Annotated in this window: 19 protein-coding genes; 7 read left to right on the top strand and 12 right to left on the bottom strand. The window is 63.5% G+C overall.

What is annotated here, in order from left to right:
* Positions 1-54: 54 nt before the first annotated feature.
* Complete coding sequence (locus EPJ54_RS14465) at positions 55-537, bottom strand: hypothetical protein (RefSeq protein ID WP_135212444.1); 483 nt, start codon at positions 535-537, stop codon at positions 55-57.
* A gap of 101 nt (positions 538-638) precedes the next feature.
* Between EPJ54_RS14465 and EPJ54_RS14460 the strand changes: the two genes are divergently transcribed.
* Positions 639-1283 carry an exopolysaccharide biosynthesis protein gene (locus EPJ54_RS14460; protein WP_167755743.1) on the top strand — a complete coding sequence of 215 codons (645 nt, stop codon included), beginning with the start codon at positions 639-641 and terminating at the stop codon, positions 1281-1283.
* Between the two features lie 298 nt (positions 1284-1581).
* Here EPJ54_RS14460 and EPJ54_RS14455 read toward each other — a convergent pair whose 3' ends face one another.
* The gene (locus tag EPJ54_RS14455; RefSeq protein ID WP_135212442.1) at positions 1582-1995 is read right to left on the bottom strand and encodes a DoxX family protein; all 414 of its coding nucleotides are present in this window, start codon (positions 1993-1995) and stop codon (positions 1582-1584) included.
* A 95-nt stretch (positions 1996-2090) separates the two neighbouring features.
* Entirely contained in the window at positions 2091-2960 is an 870-nt protein-coding gene (locus tag EPJ54_RS14450; protein ID WP_135212441.1) for a hypothetical protein, read from the bottom strand.
* A gap of 68 nt (positions 2961-3028) precedes the next feature.
* On the opposite strand from EPJ54_RS14450, the gene EPJ54_RS14445 reads away from it, so the two are divergent.
* Entirely contained in the window at positions 3029-4165 is a 1137-nt protein-coding gene (locus EPJ54_RS14445; RefSeq protein ID WP_135212440.1) for a DNA cytosine methyltransferase, read from the top strand.
* On the top strand, positions 4165-4590 hold the full coding sequence (locus tag EPJ54_RS14440; RefSeq protein WP_135212439.1) for a very short patch repair endonuclease: 426 nt from the start codon (positions 4165-4167) through the stop codon (positions 4588-4590). The genes EPJ54_RS14445 and EPJ54_RS14440 overlap by 1 nt, the downstream gene beginning before the upstream one ends.
* Before the next feature lie 371 nt (positions 4591-4961).
* Here the strand turns inward: EPJ54_RS14440 and EPJ54_RS14435 are convergent, their stop codons facing one another.
* A complete protein-coding gene (locus tag EPJ54_RS14435; RefSeq protein WP_135212438.1) occupies positions 4962-6335 on the bottom strand; it encodes a sensor histidine kinase in 1374 nt (457 codons plus the stop codon).
* A gap of 101 nt (positions 6336-6436) precedes the next feature.
* Here EPJ54_RS14435 and EPJ54_RS14430 point away from each other — a divergent pair, with 101 nt between their 5' ends.
* From EPJ54_RS14430 to EPJ54_RS14420, 3 genes are all read left to right on the top strand, one after another.
* Positions 6437-6979, top strand: coding sequence for an SRPBCC family protein (locus EPJ54_RS14430; protein ID WP_135212437.1), 543 nt, complete (start codon positions 6437-6439; stop codon positions 6977-6979).
* Positions 6980-7079: 100 nt separating this feature from the next.
* Positions 7080-7736, top strand: a complete 657-nt coding sequence (locus EPJ54_RS14425) for a YiaD family glycine zipper/OmpA-like lipoprotein (RefSeq protein WP_135212436.1) — start codon at positions 7080-7082, stop codon at positions 7734-7736.
* Positions 7737-7814: 78 nt separating this feature from the next.
* A complete protein-coding gene (locus EPJ54_RS14420; protein ID WP_135212435.1) occupies positions 7815-8279 on the top strand; it encodes a hypothetical protein in 465 nt (154 codons plus the stop codon).
* Positions 8280-8318: 39 nt separating this feature from the next.
* On the opposite strand, the gene EPJ54_RS14415 is transcribed toward EPJ54_RS14420, so the two are convergent.
* Positions 8319-9767, bottom strand: coding sequence for a DEAD/DEAH box helicase (locus tag EPJ54_RS14415; protein WP_239590945.1), 1449 nt, complete (start codon positions 9765-9767; stop codon positions 8319-8321).
* Between the two features lie 276 nt (positions 9768-10043).
* Here EPJ54_RS14415 and EPJ54_RS14410 point away from each other — a divergent pair, with 276 nt between their 5' ends.
* Positions 10044-10919, top strand: coding sequence for an SGNH/GDSL hydrolase family protein (locus EPJ54_RS14410; protein ID WP_167755742.1), 876 nt, complete (start codon positions 10044-10046; stop codon positions 10917-10919).
* Here EPJ54_RS14410 and EPJ54_RS14405 read toward each other — a convergent pair.
* The 7 genes from EPJ54_RS14405 to EPJ54_RS14375 form a co-directional block, all read right to left on the bottom strand.
* Positions 10916-11638 carry a hypothetical protein gene (locus EPJ54_RS14405; RefSeq protein WP_135212433.1) on the bottom strand — a complete coding sequence of 241 codons (723 nt, stop codon included), beginning with the start codon at positions 11636-11638 and terminating at the stop codon, positions 10916-10918. The genes EPJ54_RS14410 and EPJ54_RS14405 overlap by 4 nt on opposite strands.
* Before the next feature lie 200 nt (positions 11639-11838).
* Positions 11839-14043 carry a 3-hydroxyacyl-CoA dehydrogenase NAD-binding domain-containing protein gene (locus tag EPJ54_RS20250; protein WP_135212432.1) on the bottom strand — a complete coding sequence of 735 codons (2205 nt, stop codon included), beginning with the start codon at positions 14041-14043 and terminating at the stop codon, positions 11839-11841.
* Between the two features lie 71 nt (positions 14044-14114).
* A complete protein-coding gene (locus EPJ54_RS14395; protein WP_135212431.1) occupies positions 14115-15329 on the bottom strand; it encodes an acetyl-CoA C-acetyltransferase in 1215 nt (404 codons plus the stop codon).
* Positions 15330-15561: 232 nt separating this feature from the next.
* The gene (locus EPJ54_RS14390) at positions 15562-16020 is read right to left on the bottom strand and encodes an OsmC family protein (RefSeq protein ID WP_135212430.1); all 459 of its coding nucleotides are present in this window, start codon (positions 16018-16020) and stop codon (positions 15562-15564) included.
* A complete protein-coding gene (locus EPJ54_RS14385; protein ID WP_135212429.1) occupies positions 16020-17813 on the bottom strand; it encodes an acyl-CoA dehydrogenase C-terminal domain-containing protein in 1794 nt (597 codons plus the stop codon). The genes EPJ54_RS14390 and EPJ54_RS14385 overlap by 1 nt, the downstream gene beginning before the upstream one ends.
* A 72-nt stretch (positions 17814-17885) precedes the next feature.
* Positions 17886-18335 carry a MerR family transcriptional regulator gene (locus tag EPJ54_RS20245; protein ID WP_135212428.1) on the bottom strand — a complete coding sequence of 150 codons (450 nt, stop codon included), beginning with the start codon at positions 18333-18335 and terminating at the stop codon, positions 17886-17888.
* A gap of 88 nt (positions 18336-18423) precedes the next feature.
* Entirely contained in the window at positions 18424-19605 is a 1182-nt protein-coding gene (locus EPJ54_RS14375; RefSeq protein ID WP_135212427.1) for an alpha-hydroxy-acid oxidizing protein, read from the bottom strand.
* Between the last annotated feature and the right edge of the window lie 79 nt (positions 19606-19684).

Here is a 19684-nt window from a genome sequence, read left to right as displayed (position 1 = left end):
TCGCCCTCAGCCCGGGCAAAATGGGAAAGCCGCCGGTGAAAGCCGGCGGTTTTTCTATGTGTTGAGCCGCCCGCGCAGGCCCTCGCGCCACGGATGCGCTCCGCACGGCTGCAACGAAAGCGCAGTCACTGCCGGATCATCAACGATCCGCGTCCGGGCCGCACCCGTGCGCCCATCGACCAGATTGTGCATCTCCGGCGAAATGCGCCCGTCATTGGTGCGCATCAGCACGACCACGCCATGCGCGCCCACCGTGCGCGCCCCGCCCGCCACGCGCGGCAGGTCGTACGTGATGCGAATGCGGAAATTGTCGCCGCCGCGCTCAAGCTCGTAGCGGGGATTGTCGAACAGGGTTTCGGTCTGCCGTGCATAGACCACCTCGATCGCATCGCGCTCGAAACGAACGCCAACACCCGCCTCGCACGCCGCCGGCCCGGCACTCCACAGCCCTGACAATTCGGCAGGCGGCTCCGAGCCTGCGCAGCTGGCGACCGCGAGGGCGAGGCCGAGAGCGGCAAGATGCGAACGGACGCGCATGAAATAAGGGGAGTACGCCGGTATGGTTGATGACGTCTGAACGTCGCAACCACCTAGCCAAACTTCCGCCGGCGCCCCATGTGACGCTGCATTCAGCCCACATGAATCCGCCCTCCGCCTCCCCGGCCGCCCATTCTGACGCGGCCTCCGCCCTCCTGGACGATCTGGTCGAGGCGTTTCCAGGCGAGAGCGTGAGCGTTGGCGAATTGCTGGATCGACTCGATTCGCGCGCGCACGGCGTGCTGTTGCTTGTTTTGGCGCTGCCGATGTGCATCCCGAACATCCCCGGCATCTCGACCATCTTCGGCTTTCTGATGCTGGCGCCTGCGCTGCAATTGGTGTTCGGCTCGCACCGACTTTGGATTCCGCGCGGCATGCGCGAAATGCGCATCGATTGCGAGGCGCTGCGCAAGACGCTGCGCGTGGCGACACCGCCGCTGAAGCGCATCGAATATTTGATCAAGCCGCGCTGGTCGGCGCTCACACGCTTTCCCGCGACCATCGTCATCGGCCTGCAAACACTGCTGATGGCGCTGATCCTGATCCTGCCGATCCCGTTCGCGAACTGGCCGCCCGGCATGACCGTGGCGATGACCGCGCTCGCGCTTCTGCAACGCGACGGCATTCTCATGCTGCTGACGATCCCCGCAGCCCTCGCCTCCGTGCTTTCCGTCTATGTCGGCGCCCGCGTCAGCGTCGCCATACTCGGCAACGCCGTCGAATGGATGCAAGCACTGTTCAACTAAGTAGCGGACCGCCGGCTTCCAGCCGGCATCACACACGTCCTTCAATCAAGAGTCTCCGTCATCCCGGACGCGCGGAGCGCGATCCGGGGCCCAGGGCAAAAGATGAATAGGCGGCTCTGGGTCCCGGCTCTCCGCTTCGCTACGGCCGGGATGACGATTGAGCTCAGCCACGCGCACCGAATACGAGAAGCGGTCTCCAAGCGACACGAGTTAAACTCCGTCATCCCGGGGCTCAGCGAAGCTGAGAACCCGGGACGGGCAAGCGCATAAGCCTCGGCGCGCGGCGCCTTCGCGGGCGCTATTCCTTGCGCGGCGCATACGCCCAGGCCACGGCGATCAAGCCCGCCAACAGCATCACGGAATATTCCATGCCGTTGCGCCCGGCGCCGACAACGAACCAACCGTCCGGGTAATGCACCAGCACCATGCCGAGAGCGACGATGACGATGTGACCCAAGCACGCCAGCGTCACGAAACGGCGGGCGACGAGAAAGAGCGGCGCGATCAGTTCGTACAAGGTCACGGCCGCCGCCCAATAGAAGCCGAACGGAAATCCGATCGAGCCGAGCCACTCGCCAAAGCCCGTGACGTACGGATCCCAATGCGACGCGCGAAACGCGCCATGAATGAAGAGCAGAATGGCGAGCGCGATGCGCACGATCGAAAGCGAAAACTCGACGCGATCTGCGTGCGCGCGTGGTCCAAGCAGCATGACGATCTCCCCTTGCGGGGAGTGCACGCGAGGTTTGAGCCGATGGCAACGCGCTTGCGACGAATTACTACGGAGCGCGGGTCTTCAGACCCGCGCTAGCAGGAGCGGCGCACCAGCCAGCCCAATTGTTCGCCCGCGCGCGAAACCGCCGCCTCCGACGTCCGGCAATTTTGCGCCGCCGGCTGGCCGCCGCCGCGGACGAATTCCGGATCACCTTCGCCGGGTCTGCGGTCGAGATCGGAGAGCGGTTCGAACACGAACACTTCCGAGCCCGCGCTATTGGAAATGCATTCATGGCGCGAGCCATTGGCTTCGCGAATCCGCACGCTCACTTCGCCTTCGCCGAGCGTGGTCGCGAACGTCACCCGCGCCGGCCGCGTTTCCGCGCGCGCAAGGCACGCATCGATCGCCGGAATCAATTCCGGCAACACCGACGCCCACGTTGGCCGCGGGCCATCACTAATGCCGCGCCGCGCGCAGCCCGTGTACGCCACGCCCTCAAACAGCACGTGCGCCGTGTAGGGCAGTTCGCCGCCGCTCGACGTGCAGGCCTGGTTCATGATCGTGATCGTCACGGCGCCGGCGACGACACGCATGCCGCGTTCGCGATAATCGCGTTCGCCCGGAATGCCGCCGTCCTCGCCAAGGCCCGGCCGCGAGAATTGCGCATAGTCCGGCAGCAGTCGGAGCTCCCACGCGCCTTCGGACGAGCCTTCGCCAGTGTCGAGCGCGCCAATGCCGCCCGAGGCCTGAAACTCACCTTCAAACAAGGCGCGCTGTTGCGCGTTGGCCGGCCCGCCCAACGCCGCCAATTGCTCGGCCGCCATCGCGGCTTCGCGCTCGGCGTTGCTCGGCGTGGTTGGGCCTTCTTCGGTCGCCTGCTGTTCGCGCTGGCAGCCCGCAATCGTCACCGCCCCCAGCGCAAGCGCCGAGGCCAAGCACAGTCCGCGCACAAAGGCCCGCATGGGCGTCCCCCACTTGGCCGGCGCCCCCCAAGGGAGCCAGAGCCGCCGAGAACCTGTACCATAAAACAATGCAGCGTGATTCCGGCGCCCCACTTTATGAGTTTTTCGCGGGTGGCGGTCTGGCGCGGCTGGGCTTGGAACCGGATTTCGCCTGCGTTTTCGCCAATGACTTCGATCCGGCCAAGGCCAGCGCCTACCGCACCGCCTGGGGCGAAGCCGATATGCGCCAGGGCGACATCTGGAACCTGGCCAGCGCCGACCTGCCCGGCCAGGCGTCACTCGCCTGGGCCAGCTTCCCCTGCCAAGACCTCTCCCTCGCCGGCGCGCGACGGGGTCTGGCGGCCCCGCGCTCGGGCGCCTTCTGGGGCTTCCATCGCCTGATCGAAAAGCTCGCCCACGAGAAGCGCGCGCCCGAGGTGCTCGCGCTCGAAAACGTCTCGGGGCTTTTGAGCTCACACGGCGGCGCGGACTTCACAGCGCTCGTCCACGCGCTCGATGGCTTGGGCTATCGCGTTGGCGCGCTGGAGATCGACGCCGCACTCTTCACGCCGCAATCGCGGCCGCGCCTCTTCATCATCGCCGCGCGCACCGCGCCGTCGCACCTCATTTCGTCCGGCCCAATTGAACCGTTTCATTCGATGGCGCTCCGCAACGTCGTCGCCCGCTTGCCGGACACTCTCCGCAAGCATTTCGTCTGGTGGCGCCTCGACACGCCGCCCAAGCGCAACACGCGTTTGGCCGATGTGCTCGAAGACGAGGGCGTCGCGTGGAATAGCGACGAGCAAACCGCGAAGCTGCTTTCTCAGATGAGCCCGCTGCAACGCGCCCGCGTCGACGCGTTGCGCGAAAGCGGCCGACGCGAAGTTGGCGCCGTTTTCCGCCGCATCCGCATCGAGCACGGCGAACGTGTCCAACGCGCCGAAGCCCGCTTTGACGGCATCGCCGGTTGCCTGCGTACGCCCACCGGCGGTTCGAGCCGTCAATTGCTGCTCTTCGTCGAAGGCGACAACATTCGCTCGCGCCTGCTTACACCGCGTGAAGCCGCACGTTTGATGGGCGTTCCGGACGAATACCCATTGCCTGCGAGCCAAACCGCTGCACTTCACCTGATCGGCGACGCCGTGTGTGTACCCGTCGTGCGCTGGCTTTCGCAGCACCTTCTTCGTCCGCTCGTCGGCGCAGCGGCGACTCGCCGAACCGCCTAATGGCGCGCGGTCACGACGTCTTCGATCAAACCAAACGCTCCGCCATCATGCGCGCGGTGAAGTCGAGCGGCACCGCGCCTGAGCTTGCTGTTCGGACCGCCGTACGCGCACTTGGCTACGGCCGCCGCTATCGGCTGAACGGCGCAGCGCTTCCGGGCAAACCGGATCTCGTGTTCGGCGCGATGCGCAAAGTCATCTTCGTGCATGGCTGTTTCTGGCACGGCCACGATTGCAAACGCGGCGCGCGTCAACCGAAAGACAATGCTGCCTATTGGCAAAACAAGATCGCACGCAATCGCGCGCGCGACGCCTCGGCTCTCGCCTCACTAAAGGCGCGAGGCTGGGTTAGTCTTACAGTGTGGGAATGCGAGACACGCCAAGCCGCGCCGCTGTCTCGCAAGCTCGACGCTTTTCTCGCAAAGTAAATTGGGTCTCCTCTCCCGCTGGCGTGGCCGAAACGCGCGCGGGAGAGGAGATCGGGGCGCTGGACCCGCGGCAGGACGCTTGCCCCCGCCCCAATACGATGCGCTCGACTTCAATGAGGTCCGCGAGGGAGCCTGCGCCGAGCATCAAAACAACCGCCATGCGCGCGCCCTCAAACTTTCCGGCGCCGGGCGCGCCGGCGCGCCTTCAGCAAGCGGGCGATTGTCAGCATGGCCGCGCCTTTATTGCAAATCACTCGCAATAGCAATGCATGAGCGGACGGCGGCGGTCAAGCGTAATTCGGAGCCCGCCCCGCCGGCATGAGGCTCGGTGGAAAGAAAGATAGCCGGCGAGGCGCCGGCGCTCCGGGAGTTTAGGCTGCGGCGTTTGCGCTGCGGCTGATCACCGGAGCGTCGAAGGTGAATGTGAAAACGGAGCCCTCGCCTGGCTCAGACTTGGCCGTGATGTGGCCGCCCATCGCGCGCGCGAGCTTGAGCGAGATCGCAAGCCCAAGCCCGTCGCTGGCGCCGGCCACGCGCTCGCGCCCGAAAATCGCGGACAATTGCGCGCGGCTCATGCCGAGCCCTGTATCCGCAACGACGAAGCTCAGACGCACGCGCCCGGGCAATGGCGCGACTTGCGCGCTCACCCGCACGCGCACACCGCCATGCTGCGTATAGCGCACGGCGTTCGCGAGCAGGTTGAAGAGGATTTGGCGCACCCGTCGCGCATCCATCTCAATGCTCGTTGGCATATCGGCGCTGATGTCGGCGAAGAGTTCAAGGCCTTTGTCGTCTGCGGCAGAGCGAAACGCGCTTAGAGCGCTGCGCACGATATCACGCACCGAGGTCGGCGCTGGCTCGACCTCAAGGCTTCCGTTCTCAAGGCGATCAAGATCGGTCAGATCATCGAGCACCTGCTTCAACACCTCACCCGCTTGCACCAGCGTCGCAATGTGTGCGCGCGCGGAAGGCGTTGCGGCGACGCGATGCAGATGTTCAGCTGCGCCAATTAAGGCCATCATCGGCGTGCGCAATTCATCGTTCATACGCTGAATCGTGTCGGTTTTGGCGAGCGCGGCGGCCGCCGCAGCTTGTTGTTCGCGGATCGCCGCTTCTTCGGCGCGCGCGTGTGCGGCGTCGGAAGCGAGCAAACTCTTCCAGAGATTGACGCCGAACCCGAGCAACAACAGCGCGCCAACGACAAGCATCAGATCGGCGGTATTGGTCGCGCCGTTCGCGAAGAAATTGAAGATCGGCAGCCCCATTAGAAAGCCAAGCGTCGGCACGGCCCCCGCGAGCGTGAGCCCCGCATGCGCGCGCAGCGTCGCGATCGCGTTGGCCAAACCGCCGCACAGATAGATCACCGCCAGCGATTCACCCGGCACATAAGGCGCGAACCACAACATGATGGCGAGCGTGTTGCCGTAGATGCTCTGCGCCGCCGTCCAGACCACCAGCCACGTCATCGACGGCTGTTCGCCAGCGTCAATCGCTTTCAGCAAACGCTGGTGGAGCGAGCGGTCGAAGAAAATGACGACGCTGAGCCCGATCCACCACGCGATCGGCCACAGATTGCCCAGGATCGACATCGCGACGATGGCGACGATCGCACACGAGCCAAGCCGCATCCACGCATTGGCAACGCGGGCTTGGCCGACTTGCAAAAGCGCGCGCGTACGCTGGTCAACTAAGCCAGCGAGCGGCGGCCGATCTGGCCGCGCCTCGGAATGAGCGTCGGCATTCACCGAGCCATTGTGGAAATCGGTTCCTGAAATCTGGTTAACCAACGCACGGGACTTGCCGATTTCGGCCAAGCGGCGTTTGGCTGACGGCCCGGGAGGAACACATGCGTCTCTTTGCTTTTGCCGCCACGTTCGTTTGCGCGCTCTTAGCGTCGCCACTCGCTCACGCCGAAGTCACCTCATCCAGCCCAAGCGCCTTTCTTCTCCGCGCTGAAGCCGAAACGTCGGCAAGTCCGGAGGAAGCTTGGCGGGCGCTGTCGCGACTGAACCGCTGGTGGAATTCCGAGCACACCTATTCCGGCGACGCGCGGCGCATGAGCGTCGATCTTCGCGCCGGCGGATGCTGGTGCGAGCGCTGGGACGGCCAATCAGTCGAGCACGGCCGCGTGGTTCTTGTGATGGAGCACGAGGGCGTGCGCACGCTCCGGTTCGATACCGCGCTCGGCCCGCTCCAAGAACTTGGGGCTAGCGGCGTTTTGACCTTCACGATTGCGCCGCACGCCTCTGGCGCGAAAATCATAATGACCTATCGCGTAGCGGGAGACGCCGGTTTAGGGCTCGACCGGATCGCTCCGCTGGTAGATACGGTGGTGATGGAACAATTCGGGCGGCTCGAACGCTTTAGCACGTCCGGATCGGCCAATTAGGCGTGTCTGTTCAGGATGTGCTCAGACAGGCGTCGTCATTTTCCGCGTCGGGATAGGGCTCGATTTTTAGTCGCCCCCTTTTTGAACTGGAGGGATTTCAATGATCCGCAAATTCGCAGCCATGGCTGCCGCAGTTATGCTCATGGTGGGTTGCACCAACGTCGACCCGGTCACCGGTGAGCGCACCCGTAACAACACAGGCACCGGCGCCATCATCGGCGCGATCGCTGGCGCTGCGGCCGGCACGCTGGCTGGCGGCGATGATCGTCGCAACGCCATGATCGGCGCGGGCATCGGCGCGCTCGCGGGCGCCGGCATCGGCCATTATATGGATCGCACCTACCAGAACCTGCGCGAGCGCCTTGCCGGCACCGGCGTTGGCGTGACGCGCGTGTCGCAAAGCCAGATCCTGCTGAACTTCCCATCTGACCTTACATTCGATTACGACCGTGACGCGGTGAAGAGCCAATTCGTGCCAACGCTGCAGCAAGTCGGCAGCGTGCTGCGCGACTACAACCAAACCACGGTCGACGTGTATGGCCATGCGGACTCGACGGGTTCGGACGCCTACAATCAAGACCTCTCTGAGCGCCGCGCGATGAACGTCGCTTCGGTGCTGATGCAAGGCGGCGTGATCCGTCAGCGTCTGATCGCGCAAGGCTACGGCGAAACCCGCCCGATCGCCGACAACGGTACGGACTCGGGCCGCGCCCGCAACCGTCGCGTTGAAGTGTATATCAGCGCGTTCCAAGGCTAAGCTTTGAACTGACTGAACAAGAGACGCCGTCGCGCCCCAAGCGCGGCGGCGTTTGTGTTGGGATAGATTGGAGAAAAGATGCGCGCTGCTTTGATGGGGATCGCTTTGTTGCTCGGCGCTTGCACGCAATCGGCGGACGAAGCCCCACCGACCGCCGATGCAAGTGTGGAAGCAGAGGTCGCCGCCGCCAATTCAGTGCAAGAGGCATTGGCGCAAATGCCGCCAGCTGACAGCGCGCGCGCCGCCGGCGTCGATTTCCGCGGTGTCGGCCAAGAGCCTGGCTGGATCGTCGATATCTATCAGCGCGACCGCATTCGCGTGTTGCTCGACTACGGCGAAACCCTGCTGGACTTCCCGCTGCCCACGCCGACCTATCCGGCCGAAAGCGCGACGCAATATGCAACGCAAGCGGAAGGCCGCGCGCTCACGATCACGATCAGGCGCGCACCATGCGAGGACGTGATGAGCGGCGAGCCCTATCCGTCAACGGTTGAACTCGTCATCGACGACCGCACGCTGAACGGCTGCGGCAAGAGCGTGTAAGCAAAAGGCCCGCCGGCAAAACCGACGGGCCTTTTTATTTTAGCCGCGCTGCGTGGGCTTGCGCTGCTTGCGATATTTCGGCGGCGCGCCGTCGTTCGACCACACGCCATTACCCTTGCGGTCGCGACGATCGCCGCGATCACGCGGCTGCTGATCATCGCGCGCCTTGGTCGGGCCGTGACCCTGTTTGGCGTGCGCATGACCGTGCGCATCCGAAGCGTGATGTCTCTTCGGCCCAGCGCCCGGACGGCGCGGTTGCTGCGGACGGCCCTGCTTCTGTCCCTGCGGACGCGGCTTCGGCGTACGCTCATCAGCCTTTGGCGTCGGCAGCGACAGCGCATGTTTCATGACCGGCACGTCTTGCTTGGTGAGACGCTGAATGTCCTTCAAATACGCGCGTTCGTCCGGCGCGCAGAACGACACCGCCATACCGGCCTTGCCGCCGCGGGCGGTACGGCCGATGCGGTGGACATATTGCTCCGGTACGTTCGGCAGATCGAAATTGATCACGTGGCTGACCTCATCCACGTCGATGCCGCGCGCGGCGATCTCGGTGGCGACCAGTACGCGCGCCTTGCCCTTCTTGAAGGCGTCGAGCGCGCGCTCACGTTGGCCTTGGCTCTTGTTGCCGTGGATCGCGTCGGCGGCGAAGCCAGCGGCTTGCAGTTTACGCATCACGCGGTCAGCGCCGTGCTTCGTGCGAGCGAAAACGAGAGCGCGGCTGATGCCTTCGTCGGCCAGCATCGCGTGCAGCAGATCTTGCTTGCGCGAGTGATCGACGTGCACCACCGCCTGCTCGACGCGCTCGGCCGTGGACGACACCGGCGTCACGGCGATGCGCTCCGGCGAGCCGTTGAGGAATTGGCCAGCCAATTCCGCGATCGGATCGGGCATGGTGGCCGAGAAGAACAAGGTCTGGCGCTTCTTCGGCACGAGCGTCGCGATGCGGCGCAGATCGTGAATGAAGCCCATGTCCAGCATGTGGTCGGCTTCGTCGAGCACCAGGATCTCGACTTGATCCAGCCGCAGCGAACGCTGCGAGATATGGTCAAGCAAACGGCCCGGCGTGGCCACGAGCACGTCGACACCGCGATAGATCGCTTGCTTTTGCTTGTGCATCGAGGCGCCGCCGAAGACGACCGCGGTCGAGAGGCCCAGAAAGCGGCCATAGGCGCGGAAGCTATCGCCGATTTGGCTGGCGAGTTCGCGCGTCGGCGCGAGCACGAGCGTACGGCACGCCTTCTCGCCGGCATGGCGGCGATCGGCGTGCAGGCGATGCAGGATCGGCAACGCGAACGCCGCCGTCTTGCCGGTGCCGGTTTGCGCCAGACCAATGAGGTCGCGCCCGCCCATCACGATCGGGATCGCTTGTTGTTGGATGGGGGTCGGCGTTGCGTAGCCTTCCGCGGCGAGCGCCTTCAAGATAGGCGCCGCGAGGCTTAAGTCTTGGAATTGAGTCACGAATGTACTTTCCGCCCAACGCGGCATCGCGTGGGCGCTTAAAGGCCTGGAACGATGCGACGGCGAAGAAAGGCGGCGAGCGAAGCTCAAAGCCGAACGTCGATGGTGGCGTTCCTAAAGGGACCGCGTTCGCGCTGGGCACATTTGGCCCGCGAACGGTCGCTAGGGCTGCGTATCAAGGAAAAGCGTTGCGAAGTCAATAATACGGGCGGCCTAGGCGCGCGCATAACCATAATGGCGAACTCTTGGCGCGCTTCCGCCCCGCGCCCTTGTCTCGCCCAAAGGCGCGGTTACACGGCGTTCATGGGGATCAGACTTTCCGCGCGCGCCGCGCTCATCGCACTCACACTCGGCCTCTCGGCATGCGCGACGACTGCCGCGCCGAGCGTGCCCACAACGCCAATCGAGGAGCCGCCGCCTGCCCCCGTGGCTCATTTTCCGCCTGGAAGCCTCTACGTGGCGATGGGCTCTTCTTTTGCGTCGGGGCCGGGCGTTATGCATTCGGCCGAAGGATCGCCACCGCGCTGCGGGCGCTCGAACGACAATTACGCGCACCAGCTGGCGCGCCAGCGCCAGTTTCTGTTGGCGGATGTAACCTGCGGCGGGGCCACGACACGCTTCTTGCTCGGGCCCTGGGAAGAATTGCCGGCGCAACTCGATGCGGTCAGCGCCGACACGCGTCTCGTCACCATCACGATCGGCGGCAATGATCTGGGCTATATGAGCGGCCTCTTCCGCGCCTCATGTGCGCAGCCACCATGCCCTGCGATCGCTGCGCCGAGCGAACAAGCGTATGCCGACCTCGCCGCGCGCATGGATCAGATCGTCGCCGCCATCCGCACTCGCGCGCCGGAAACGCGCATCGTGTTTGTGGATTATCCGCACGTGCTGCCGATGCAGGGCGTGTGCGCGGCGACGCCGATGACTGAAGCGGACGCAAACGCCGCGCGCGAAATCGCGCGCCGCCTGATCGCGATCACGGCCGATGTAGCGACCCGCAACAATACGGATCTGCTGCAAGCCTCGCGTCTGTCTGAAGGCCACGATGCATGCGCCGCGGCCGAGGCCTGGATGAACGGCTCCACCAATCCAACGCCGATCGATGGCGTCGCGTATCATCTGAAGCTCGTCGGCATGACAGCGATCGCCGACGCGCTGCACGCGATGCTGCCGCGCTAGAGCCCGTATTTCTTTTTCTCGGCTTTGTTGAGCATACGCTTTGCGGTCGCGCGGGCGCCGTAGCGCGCGTAGAGAATTTCCGGCGGCAGAGTTGAAAGTCCGGCGGACAGCACCACGTCTGGCTCGCGCCCATCACCCAAGCGCCCGAGCTTCACTTCCCACCAGATGTCGTCCTTCAGCTTGTGCAGCTGCGTCTTGCCATCGATCTCACGCATGCGGGTGAAGCGATCGCGCGCCTCAGCTTCCAGCTTCTCGCGATGGCGCTTGCTCCAGGAGCGATAGTTCGGGTTTTCGCGCAGCAGGCCGGTGCGCGGATGCACGTAGAAACGGCGATGATCATCCGCCAGCGGCCGCTCCCCGCCCCAACGACCGACAGCGACCAGCACGCCATCGCGCGTGCGCGTCTTGATCGCAACGAAATCCTCGATGTGATCGCGCACGTGCTGCTGCACGGTCGATGTCGGCTTCAGATGTTCGCTGATTTCCGAATAGACCTTATTCCACGGCCGCTCGACTTGGCTTTGCAAATAGCGCCGCAGCGGATTGAGCGTCTCGTTCAGGCGCTTGGTTTTCTCCGGCTTGTCGCGTTTGGGCGCGCGCCCGCCGCGCGTCGCACGGATCGGCTCGCCGTCGTCATCTTCGACAACGCGCGTGCGGCCCGCCCGCAAACCGGCGGCGGCGCGGCCCATTCGCGGGCGCTCGACGATAACTTTGGACATATCCTTGCGCATAACGCCGCGAGTTAAGCGCGCCGCGTGGCGCGAGCAAGGCGCACAAACAAATGCTCCCCCGTTTACCGGGGAGCTGTCAGCGCGCATCGCGCGATGACTGAGGGGGCGAGCACAACCGCCGCCGGACTTGCCCCCCCCCCGCTTCGCTTTGCTCAGCACCTCCCCCGCGCGCGGGGGAGGATGAAAACTCAAGCCGCCTTCTTCGCGCCGAAGCGGTCGTAGAAGCTTTCGTTCTTCGCGGCCATGTCGCGCAGGAGCTTGTTCGGGCGGAAGCGTTCGCCATACGTGTCGGCGAGACGATCGGCTTCTTCCACGAATTTCTTCGTGCCCCAGAAGAGATCGATGTAGCTGATGCAGCCGCCGGAATACGGCGCAAAGCCCCATGCCAGGATCGAGCCGACGTCGGCGTCGCGCGGATCGGTGATCACGCCTTCTTCGAAGCAGCGCGCCACTTCGATGCATTGGCGGAAGAGGAAACGCTGGGTCAGCTCCTCCTTCAGCGCCGGCGGACATTCCTTCGTCTTCACTTCGATCTTTTCAGAGAGCCCCGGCCAGATACGCGTCGGCTTGCCGTCTTCGCCGTACTCATAATAGCCCTTGCCGCCCTTACGGCCGACACGGCCCTTATCTTCGACCAGCCACGACAGCATCGCCGCGCGCGGGTCCTTCCTGTAATCCTGCTGATTGAGCTCGGCGTTGGTCTTGCCGATCTTCAGTGCGGTATCGAGGCCGACGCTGTCGGACACTTCGAGCGCGCCCATCGGCATGCCGCATTGGCGGCCGACATTTTCGATGATCGCCGGCGCAATCCCTTCCATCAGCATCTCGACGCCTTCGGCCGGATAGGTGCCGAAGCAACGCGAGGTGTAGAAGCCGCGGAAGTCGTTCACGATGATCGGCGTCTTCTTGATCTTGAGGACATAGTCGATCGCCTTGGCGACGGTTTCATCCGTCGTTTCCTTGCCGCGGATCAATTCCACGAGGCCCATGCGCTCGACCGGCGAGAAGAAGTGGATGCCGATGAAATTCTTCGGCCGCACCGAAGCTTCGGCGAGACCGGTGATCGGCAGCGTCGACGTATTGGAGCCGAACACAGCGGTGTCGCCCAGGAATTGCTCGGCCTTCTTGGTGACTTCTGCTTTGAGCGCCGGGCTTTCGAACACGGCTTCAACGACGAGGTCCGCGCCTTTGATCATCGCGTAGTCGGTCGAGGGCGTGATGCGAGCGAGCAATTCGTCGCCCTTTTCCTTGGTGAGCTTGCCGCGCGACACGTCCTTATCAACGATGCGCTTGGAATAGGCCTTGCCCTTCTCGGCCGCCTCTTGGTTCACATCGAGCAACACCGTCTCGATGCCAGCCTTGGCTTGCACATAGGCGATGCCCGCGCCCATGAGGCCGGCGCCGATCACGGCGACCTTCTTCACGGCATATTCCGGAATGTTCTGCGGGCGGTTGCCGCCCTTGGCCAGCGCTTGCATCGACACGAACAGCGAGCGGATCATGCCCTTCGCTTGCGGCGTGTTGGCGGTCTTGATGAAATAGCGGCTCTCGATGCGCAGTGCAGCGTCGATCGGCACCTGCGTGCCTTCATAGATGCACGACAGAATGTGGCGCTGCGCCGGATAATTCAGATTGGTTTGCTTGGAGACCATCGCATTGCCGCCAACAGACGCCATCGCGCCGCCCGGCGAATACGGATTGTCCTTCACCTTGTAGCCTTTGACGTCCCACGGCGCGACGGCCTTCGGGTTGGCCTTCACCCACGTCTTCGCGGCTTCGATGGTTGAGCCGGCCGGCACAACGTCATTGATGAAGCCCAAGCTCTTGGCCTCCTGCGGCGACTTATCGGCGCCTTGCAGGATCATCATCGCAGCGTTTTGCACGCCGATCAGACGCGGCAGACGTTGCGTGCCGCCAGCGCCCGGCAACAGGCCGACCTTCGCTTCCGGTAGGCCGAACTTGATCTTCGGATTGTCGGCGGCGACGCGATAATGGCACGCCAGCGCGATTTCCAAACCGCCGCCCAGCGCCAAGCCCTCAAGCGCGATCGCCACCGGCTTGCCGCAGGTTTCCAGCGCACGCAGGGATTTGTTCAGCGTGAAGCTCTGCTCAAACTGCGTCTTGAGCTTTTCTTCTTCGCTCTTCGGGGCGGCAGCGGCGCCGGCAGCGCCACGCTCATTCAATTCGCCAAGATCGGCGCCGGCGCAGAAGCCGGTCGTCTTGCCCGAGCAGATCACGGCGCCTTTGATTTTGTCGTCGCCCTTGATCGTGTTCACGAGTTCGACGAGCTCGCGCATCACGCTACCCGTCACCGTGTTCATGGAGCGGCCCGGCACGTCGAACGTAACAAGCGCGATGCCATCGCCATCGACGTCAATCTTAAAATTTTCCATCGGACCTACCCCTTTATACCTTTCAAATTGAACTGGCGGCGACGCGAACGCCGCCGCCAGCCCGCACTTTCTTAGTTCACGCGTTCAATCACGGTGGCGGTGCCCATGCCGGCGCCGACGCACAAGGTGATGAGCGCACGTTCTTTGTTTGAACGCTCCAGTTCATCGACCATCGTGCCGAGGATCATCGCGCCAGTGGCGCCCAGCGGGTGGCCCATCGCGATCGAGCCGCCATTGACGTTCACGGCATCCATATCGAGATCGAGCGCCTGCACCCAACGCAACACGACGGCGGCGAAAGCTTCGTTCAGCTCCCACAGATCGATGTCCTTCTTCGTCATGCCGAGCTTGTCGAGCAGCTTCTTAGTGACGAATTCCGGGCCGGTGAGCATGATCGACGGCTCGGAGCCGATCGACGCGCCGCCGAGGATTTTCGCGCGCGGCTTCAAGCCCAACGCGTCGCCCATTTCCTTGGTGCCGATCAGCACAGCCGAGGCGCCATCGACGATGCCGGACGAATTGCCGGCGTGGTGCACGTGATTGATGCGCTCCAGCTCTGGATAACGCTGTTGGATCACAGCGTCGAAGCCCGGCATCATCTCGCCTTGCATCTTGAAGCTCGGCTCAAGCGAAGCGAGCGATTGCATCGTGGTGTCGGGGCGCATGTGCTCGTCATGGTCGAGCAGCGTGACGCCGAGTTGATCCTTCACCGGCACGATCGACTTCTTGAAGCGGCCTTCCTTCCAGGCCTTCGCCGCGCGCTGCTGCGATTGGATCGCGTAGCCGTCCACGTCGTCGCGCGAGAAACCGTACTTGGTCGCGATCGTGTCCGCGCCAATGCCTTGCGGCACGAAATACGTTTTCATCGCGATCGAGGGATCGGACGCCCACGAGCCGCCATTGGCGCCCATCGGCACGCGGCTCATGGCCTCGACACCGCCGCCGATCGCCAGATGCGCTTCGCCGGACTTCACCTTCGCCGCGGCGATGTTCACCGCTTCGAGGCCCGAAGCGCAGAAGCGATCGATCTGCACGCCCGCGACAGTTTCCGCGTAATTGGCGTTGAGCACCGCAATGCGCGCGATGTCCGAGCCTTGCTCGCCGATCGGCGTGACGCAGCCGAGGTAAACGTCATCGACCTTCGAGGTGTCGAGATTGTTGCGATCACGGATCGCCTGCAGCGCCTGCGTCGCCAGCGACAGCGAGGTCACTTCGTGCAGTGAGCCGGTGTTCTTGCCTTTGCCACGCGGCGTACGCACCGCGTCATAGATATAGGCCTCAGCCATTTTCTTACCCTTCTAACTCCTCCCCCGCGTGCGGGGGAGGTGGCGAGCGAAGCGAGACGGAGGGGGAAACTCCAGAAACACCCCCTCCGTCATCGCGCTGCGCGCGCTGACAGCTCCCCCGTAAACGGGTGAGCAGTTTGAGCCCTCCATAGGACCGGAGTCGTCCCGTGGCGCGAAGCTTCGCGCCTACTCCGCTGACCGCTTCCGCCGGGCCGGCGAAAGCGCGGCAAATCTATTCTTCGACCACCACCTCACCGGCGAACGAATTGGCGATGAAGCACAGCTCATGTGACCGGTGATGCAGATCGTGAAGTTCTTCGGCGGTCGGCGTTTTCTCGCCGATCCAAACAATCTTCGGCTTCAGCACGACACGCGTGACCGCGATCGCGCCTTTGGCGTTCTTGCCCATCTTGCCTTCAGCGGTGTCATCGTAGCTGTCGATCACAAAGCCCGCGCGGCGCGCGAGATCCAAGAACGTCAGCATGTGGCACGACGAAAGCGCCGCGATCAGCAGCTCTTCCGGGTCCGCCGCGTCTTCCTTCGAGAGCGGCAGCTTCACCACGCTCGGCGAGGAAGAGCCTGCAATCGACACGCCGCCGTCAAACGAAATCAGGTGCGCGCGCGAATATTTGCCGTCGGCAAATGCCTGCTCGCCCCGCTTCCACGAGATGGTGGCGACGTGCGCGCTCATCAGAACGCGTCCGCCGCCAGCGCCATCACAGGATCGGCGCCCGTCTTCATCTTCGCCAAATGCGCCGCCGCATCCGGCACGACACGGGCGATGAAATAACGACCCGTCGCGATCTTCGTATCGAAATACGGATCGGACGCGCCGCCATTCTTCTTGGCCGCAAACGCAGCCTTGGCCTGCAGCGTCCACATATAGGTGAGCGCGGTGATGCCGAAGAGGTTGAGGAAATCGTGGCTCGCTGCGCCGGCATTGTCGAAATTCGTCATGCCGTTTTGCATGAGCCACATGGCGCCGTCTTGCAGCTGCGCCTTGCTCGACGCGAGCGCATCGGTGAACGGCTTCAGCTCCGCGTCGTCTTCGTGGTTGTGCACGAAATCGTCGATCTCGTTGAAGAACGAGAAGATCGCGCGGCCGCCATTGGCGCCCAGCTTGCGACCGACAAGATCAAGCGCCTGAATGCCGTTGGCGCCTTCATAAATCATCGCAATGCGCGCATCGCGCACGAACTGGCTCATGCCCCATTCTTCGATATAGCCGTGGCCGCCGAAGATTTGCTGGCAATTGGTGGCGTTCGCGTAGCCCTTGTCGGTCAGATAGCTTTTCAGCACCGGCGTCATCAGGCCCATATAATCGCCGGCCTTCTCACGCACCTTCTCGTCCGGCGACGCATGCATGAGATCGCCATAGAGCGCGGTCCAGAACGTAAAGGCGCGCGCGCCTTCGTTGAATGCCTTCGCGTCCATCAGCATACGGCGAATATCGGGGTGCACGATGATCGGGTCGGCCGGGCCGTCTGGATTCTTCGCGCCGGTGATCGAGCGGCCTTGCAGGCGATCCTTCGCGTAGGCGACGCCGTTTTGATAGGCGACTTCCGATTGCGCCAGGCCCTGCAGGCCCACGCCCAAGCGCGCCACGTTCATCATCACGAACATAGCGTTGAGGCCTTTGTTTTCCTGGCCGACCAGATAGCCGACAGCGTCGTCGTAATTCAGCACGCACGTCGCATTGCCGTGAATGCCCATCTTCTCTTCGATCTTGCCGCAGACCACGCCATTGCGTTTGCCGGGATTGCCGTCGGCATCGAGGATGAATTTCGGCACGATGAAGAGTGAGATGCCCTTCGTGCCCTGCGGCGCGCCTTCGATGCGCGCGATCACCAAATGGATGATGTTGGATGCGAGATCATGCTCACCGGCGGAGATGAAAATCTTCTGGCCGGTGATGCGATACGAGCCATCCGCTTGCGGGATCGCCTTGGTCCGCAACATGCCGAGATCGGTGCCGCAATGCGGCTCCGTCAGATTCATGGTGCCGGTCCATTCGCCGGTCACGAGCTTCGGCAGATAGGTTTGCTTCTGCGCGTCGCTGCCATGCTGATGGATCGCTTCGTACGCGCCGTGGCTGAGGCCCGGATACATGCCGAACGCCATGTTCGACGAAGACACCATCTCGTTCCACGCAAGGCCGACAATGTGCGGCATGCCTTGGCCGCCATAGGCAGGATCGCTGGACAGCGCCGGCCAACCGGCATCGACCAATTGCTTGTACGCGTCCTTAAAGCCCGGCGGCGTCGTCACCGAGCCATCGTCATTGCGCACGCAGCCGTGCTCGTCGCCGACCTTGTTGAGCGGCGCCAACACGCCCTCGCAGAATTTCGCGCCCTCTTCGAGCACCTGATCGATCAGGTCCATCGGCGCGTCCGCGAACCCAGGCAGGTTCGAATAGCGCTGGATGTCCAGCACGTCGTTCAGGAGGAAGCGAAATTCGCGCAGGGGCGCTTTGTAAGTCGGCATAAATGGCTCCAGCGATAGGCGGCGTGCGAATGGAGCGCAGCTCCACCCGATTTTCGCTCTGTCCTACGCGTTTTAGTGCGCTTCTTCGAGGCGCTTCTTGGCTTCGGCTTCGAACGCGCGTGCCGCGCCAAGGGCTGCGGGCGCCGCGGGCTTGGCCAGGAACTTTTCCATCGCCGTGATCGCGCCGGCCAGCGTTTCGATCGCGGAATCGATATCTTCGCGCTGCGCTTCGAGGGCGACGATGCGGGCCTTGTACTTCTTCAGCGCCGTCTGCGCCTGCGCGCGTTGGTCGATCTTATAGAGATCGAGGATCTCTTTGATCTCGATCAGCGAGAGGCCGACGCGCTTGCCGCGCAGGATGAGCTGCAGCTTGGCGCGGTCGCGGTGTGAATAGACGCGGTTGAGACCATCGCGGCGCGGGGTAAGCAGGCCTTTATCCTCATAAAAGCGCAGCGCGCGCGGCGTGACCTCGAACTCTCGGGCCAGCTGGGAAATCGTGTAGGTGCGCTCAGTCTTGGTCATGGCTCTTCCTCCGCTCGATTATTTCGTTTTGCGGAAAAGCTAAGTGCCGTTAACGCGCGCGTCAACTACGAAGTTGACGACCTCGTCATTAATCTGCGTTCAGGCGGAGGCTGTCGCGATGAATATCGGCGGGTGTACGGGTTCCCATCAGCGCCATCGTCAGATCGAGCTCGGCAGCCAGGTATTCCATAACCGTTTTGACGCCATTTTCTCCCGCAATAGCAAGACCATAAGCATATGGCCGGCCGATGCCGACGGCGTGTGCGCCGAGCGCCAGCGCTTTAAATGCATCGGCCCCGCAACGGATTCCACTATCGAAATAGACAGGCGCCTTGCCGTTAACGGCAGGTACGACTTCAGAAAGCGCGTCAAGCGCCCCGATCCCACCATCCACCTGGCGGCCTCCGTGGTTGGAGACCATCACGCCGTCATAGCCCTCGGCCACGGCGCGCGCGGCGTCGTCGCCGCGCATGATGCCTTTCAGAACCACGGGCAGTTTCGTCCACGATCTGATCTTGGCGATGCGCGCCCAATCGAGGCCCGGATCGGAGAAGACCTGCGTGAAGGCCACCGCCGCGGCCATCGGGTTTTCCTCGGGCGGCGCCGGCAGCATGGCGCGGAACACCGGATCGGATGTGTATTGCGCGATCCCCTGTGCTCTCAGGAATGGTAGGAAGCCCAGATCCATGTCGCGCGGGCGCCAGCCGAGCACCGTGGTGTCGAGCGTGATGAAGATGGCTTTGCAACCAATAGCTTCAGCACGCTTCACGAAGCTCTCGGCGATCGCGTCGGACTTGCCCCAGTACAATTGAAAGAAACGCGGGCCGCTTCCGTTGGCTTCCGCGATTTTCTCCATCGGCGTCGACGCTTGACTGGAGATCATCATCGGCATGTTGAGCGCAGCCATAGCGCGCGCGACAGCGAGGTCCGCTTCAGGATGCATCATCTCCAGCACGCCGATGGGTGACGAGAAGAGCGGCGCGGCGGCTTTCACGCCGAACATTTCGCAACTCAAATCACGCTGACCTGCGCCGCCCAACATGCGCGGCGCAATCGGGTAGCGCGCGAACGCGGCGCGGTTTGCGTCCATCGAAGATTCCAAACCGGCGGCGCCAGCCGTGTACGCCCACGCCTCCGGTGACATCTTCGCTTTCGCCGCAGCTTCGAGACCAGGAAAGCTTGTGGGTATCTCGGGCTTCGCGCCGCCAAGACCACGCAAATAGACGCCGCCCTGAATTTCGGGTCCGAAATGGCGTGGTGTGTCTGACATGCTAATCCCCGTTTACCATTTTACTCGGCATTAACATGCCAACGACTTTGATCGACACTGCAAACTCGTGGCGATTCTC

The sequence above is a fragment of the Vitreimonas flagellata genome, from assembly GCF_004634425.1.
Lineage (GTDB): Bacteria > Pseudomonadota > Alphaproteobacteria > Caulobacterales > Aquidulcibacteraceae > Vitreimonas > Vitreimonas flagellata.
Note: the sequence above shows the minus strand (reverse complement) of the source record. Positions and strands in the feature narration are given on the sequence as shown.